This is a genomic window from Bifidobacterium panos (assembly GCF_012932445.1).
GTDB lineage: Bacteria > Actinomycetota > Actinomycetes > Actinomycetales > Bifidobacteriaceae > Bifidobacterium > Bifidobacterium panos.
Window position 1 is genome coordinate 1 of the sequence record NZ_JAAIIJ010000022.1, and the last position, 4552, is coordinate 4552.

The window sequence follows — 4552 nt, forward strand, 5'->3', positions numbered from 1 at the left end:
GTGGTGGGGCTGGTGGGGGACACCAGCACGTCGGCCTGCTCGAACGCGGCCTTGAAATCGTTGATGATCAGCGTGCGCACCTTCTGTGCGGAGCCATACCAAGCGTCGTAGTAGCCCGCGGACAACGCGTAAGTGCCCAGGATGATGCGGCGCTTGACCTCATCGCCGAAACCGGCTTCGCGCGTGTAAGCCATCATATTGGCGGCCGTCTGCGGCACATTGTCGGGCGGCATGACACGCATGCCGTAGCGCATGCCGTCGTAGCGAGCGAGATTCGAGCTCACTTCGGAAGGCATGATGATGTAATACGCACCCAAGGCATATTCAAAATGCGGGCAGGACACCTCGACGACCTCGGCACCCATATCCTTCAACTTGGCCACGGCCTCGTCGAAGCGGGCCTGAACGCCCGGCTGGAAGCCGTCGCCGCCCAGCTCCTTGACCAAGCCGACCTTCAGGCCCTTCAGGTCGCGCTTGGCACCTTCGCGTGCGGCGGCGGCCATCGGACGCGGGCCTTCGGGAATCGACGTAGAATCATGCTTGTCGTGACCGCCGATAATCTCCTGCAACAGGGCGGAATCGAGCACGGTGCGCGAAACGGGGCCGATCTGGTCGAGCGAGGAGGCCATGGCGATGGCACCGAAACGGCTCACGCCGCCATACGTGGGCTTGACGCCGACCGTGCCGGTGAGCGCGCCGGGCTGGCGAATCGAGCCGCCGGTGTCAGTGCCGAGGGCCAGCGGCGCCTCGAACGCGGCCACCGCGGAAGCCGAGCCGCCGCCGGAACCGCCGGGCACGCGTTCGGTGTCCCACGGGTTGCGGGTAGTCTGGTAGGCGGAGTGCTCAGTGGAGGAACCCTGCGCGAACTCGTCCAGGTTCGTCTTGCCGAGAATCGGGAGACCCGCGGCCTTGAGCTTTTCGATCACCGTGGCATCATAAGGTGGCACCCAGCCTTCGAGGATCTTGGAGGCGGCGGTGGTTTCGATGCCCTTGGTGACGATCATATCCTTGATGGCGATCGGCACGCCGGCCAGTTCGGGCAGGTCGGCCTTGTCGGCGGCCGGTTTAGCATCAAAGGCGTCGGCTTGGGCGCGCGCCTCGTCGGCGGAGACCTTCAGGAACGCCTGGACGGACGGCTCGGCGGCTTCGATCACGCTCAAATGCGCGTCGACCAGCTCGCGGCTGGAAACCTCGCCCGCTTTGACGGCGGCGGCCATTTCGGCCGCGGACAGCTTGACCAGTTCGTTGGTATCGCTCATCGTGCTCACTCCTCGCTTCCCAGAATGCGCGGCGCGACGAACATGCCGGCCTCGGTCTTCGGCCCGCCCGCAATCGCTTCGGCTTGCGTCAGCGGCGTTTCGGGAACGTCTTCGCGCAAGTATGCTTCCAGCGGAATTGGATTGGCGGTTGGCTCGACGTCATCCGAAGCGACTTCCTGCACTTTGTTGATGGAGTCGGCGATGACGTTCAGCTCCCCTTGCAGACGGGTGATTTCTTCATCGGTCAGCGCGATTCGGGCCAAGTCGCCCAAATGCACGATTTCTTCTCGCGTAAATGTTGGCATGCCCCCAACTATAGCTGTCCGTTGTTACTTGCGGCGGACGCCACCGTGTTCGACACACAGCCCTTTGGGCTACGCCATATAACGAAAACAGAATATCCGTGGCTTCCGCACGATACCGCCAACCGAGACAACGGGAAAGCACGTCAAATATGCAAAGGCCGTGCCTTGGGGGGCGGATGTTGCCGTGTTCGACACCCTCCGGGCCGGTAGGCCAAGTCTTACGTCTCACACGGCAACATCCGCCCCAAAGGGGGCTTCCGCTGGCGGGAGCTGGCTGAGCGTATGCGAGGTCTGAGGGTGGTCGTACCGAACACGTGCCTAGTCTGACCACCCCCAGTCGCGCGTCCGCGCGACAGCCCCCGCCAGCGGGGGCCAAAAAGAAGGAGCCGGGCAATCAATGCCCGACTCCTTCAAATCAATGGGAACGCAATCAGCGGGAGCGCTTGCGGCGCAGGACGCCGACTGTTACGCCGGCTGCGGCCAAGGCCAAGGCGGTCAGGCCAGCGGCCAGAGCGGTGGCACCGGTGGAGGCCAGAGTGTTCAGCTTGGTCCACCTGGCATGCAGCGTCTTGCCCGCGGCGTCCTTCAGATTGGTGACCAAGTTGCCCTCGTCGTCATACCAGCCATCGAACTTGTAACCCTCACGGGTCGGAGTGGGCAGCTTGCCGTCCGCACCGGTCCAGCCGTCCGGCATGGCGCCGCCATTCGGATCATACTTGGCACCGTCATTGTCGCCGGTGGCGTCGGTGTTGCCGCCATTGTCAGTGTCGGCGTTCTTGGTCCACTTCGCGGTGATCTTCATGTCCTGCGCATCAGCGGGAATGGTGTCGATCTTGTTGCCATCCTCGTCATACCAGCCGTCGAAGGTGTAACCGTCACGAGTCGGAGTCGGCAGCTCGGTCTCCTCGCCATACGTGTGGGTCTTCGGAGCGTCGGCCGGCAAGGTGCCGCCGTCCAAGTCGTACGTGATGTTGTACTCATTGCCTGTCCACTTGGCCGTGATCTTCACATCCTTCCCGTCGGCGGGGATGGTGTCAACCTTGTTACCGGCCTCGTCGTACCAACCGTCGAAGGTGTAACCGTCCTTCGTCGGGGTCGGCAACTTCGTCTCCTGGCCATACGTGTGAGTCTTCGGAGCGTCCTCGGGCAGCGTACCGCCGTTGGGATCGTACGTAATGTTGTACTCGTCGCCCTTCCACTTGGCCGTGATCTTCATATCCGTCGCATCGGCGGGGATGGTGTCGAGCTTGTTACCGTTCTCGTCGTACCAGCCGTCGAAGGTGTAGCCGTCACGGGTCGGGGTCGGAAGCTCGGTCTCCTCGCCGTACGTGTGGGTCTTGGGAGCATCGGCCGGCAGAGTGCCGCCGTTCAGGTCGTATGTGATGTCGTACTCGTCCGCGGTCCACTTGGCAGTGATCTTCAGATCCTGCGCGTCAGCGGGAATGGTGTCGACCTTATTGCCGTTTTCGTCGTACCAACCATCGAAGGTGTAACCGTCCTTCGTCGGGGTGGGCAACTTCGTCTCCTGGCCATACGTGTGAGTCTTCGGAGCGCCCTCGGGCAGCGCGCCGCCGTCCGGGTTGTACGTGATGTCGTACTCGTCCGCGGTCCACTTCGCGGTGACCTTCGTGTCCTTGGCGTCAGTGGGGATGGTGTCGACCTTGTTACCGGCCTCGTCATACCAGCCGTCGAAGGTGTAACCGTCCTTCGTCGGGGTGGGCAACTTCGTCTCCTGGCCATACGTGTGGGTCTTCGGAGCGTCCTCGGGCAGCGTGCCGTCATTCGGGTCGTACGTGATGTTGTACTCGTCCGCGGTCCACTTGGCCGTGACCTTCATGTCCTTGGCATCAGTGGGAATGGTATCGAGCTTCTTGCCGGCCTCGTCATACCAACCGTCGAACGTGTAGCCGTCACGAGTCGGAGTCGGCAGCTTCGTCTCCTGGCCATACGTGTGGGTCTTCGGAGCGTCCGTCGGCAGCGTGCCGCCGTTGGGGTCGTACGTGATGTCGTACTCGTCCGCGGTCCACTTCGCGGTGATCTTCATGTCCTTGGCATCGGTGGGAATGGCGTCGACCTTGTTACCGTCCTCGTCATACCAACCGTCGAACGTATAACCGTCCTTCGTCGGAGTCGGCAGCTTCGTCTCCTCACCATACGTGTGAGTCTTCGGAGCGTCAGCCGGCAGGGTACCGCCGTTGGGGTCGTACGTGATGTCGTACTCGTCCGCGGTCCACTTGGCCGTGATCTTCATGTCCTTGGCATCGGTGGGAATGGCGTCGACCTTGTTACCGTCCTCGTCATACCAACCGTCGAACGTATAACCGTCCTTCGTCGGAGTCGGCAGCTTCGTCTCCTCACCATACGTGTGAGTCTTCGGAGCGTCAGCCGGCAGAGTGCCGCCGTCCGGGTTGTACGTGATGTCGTACTTGTTGCCCGCCCACTGGGCGTACAGGATCACCGTCCCGCCGTTCTCGGCGGTCAGGTCACTCACCCGCTGGCCGTCCGTATAGGACACGCCCGCGCCACCGGCCTGGGTGTTCCACCCGGCAAACCCGTAACCGTCACGCTCGAACACGTTCGCCGACAACTCACGCACCTCGCCATACACAAACGACTGGTCGGACATGTCACCCGCACCACCATTCGCATCGAACCTCACCACATACGGATTACCGGTCCACTTCGCATACAGGGTCAGCTTCTCCGCCGGCATCGTATCCGCGTCGAAATCCCACTTGTCCTTATCGGCGCACGCCGCATCCGTATACCAGCCACCGAACGCGTAACCGGCCTCCGACGGATCGCCGGGCTTCGCGACCTTCGCCTCATACTTGACACCCGTCAACCCAGAAGGCGCGGCACCGTGACCGTTCGCGTCGAACGTCACATCATACTTGTCACGCGTGTACTGAATCTTCACCACCGTCGAACCATCACCGGCAATCTTCGACTGCGCAACCGTTGTGGGAGCCATGAAACCCGTATAGG

The 4552-nt window shown here is 62.3% G+C and carries 3 protein-coding genes; all 3 read right to left on the reverse strand.

Annotation, left to right across the window (positions count from 1 at the left end; all coding sequences use genetic code 11):
* Nucleotides 1-1259: Asp-tRNA(Asn)/Glu-tRNA(Gln) amidotransferase subunit GatA (gene gatA / locus G1C94_RS05925; protein ID WP_172146177.1), on the reverse strand; the 1259-nt coding region annotated here is incomplete at its 3' end.
* A 5-nt stretch (nucleotides 1260-1264) separates the two neighbouring features.
* Nucleotides 1265-1564, reverse strand: coding sequence for an Asp-tRNA(Asn)/Glu-tRNA(Gln) amidotransferase subunit GatC (gene gatC / locus G1C94_RS05930; protein WP_172146180.1), 300 nt, complete (start codon nucleotides 1562-1564; stop codon nucleotides 1265-1267).
* Nucleotides 1565-1994: 430 nt separating this feature from the next.
* Nucleotides 1995-4552, reverse strand: a 2558-nt coding sequence (locus tag G1C94_RS05935; protein WP_216656906.1) for an InlB B-repeat-containing protein, incomplete at its 5' end; no start/stop codon positions are given.

Bases quoted from the DNA above. Each gene is read 5' to 3' on its own strand.
- gatC (WP_172146180.1), bottom strand. From the start codon at position 1,564: ATGCCAACATTTACGCGAGAAGAAATCGTGCATTTGGGCGACTTGGCC.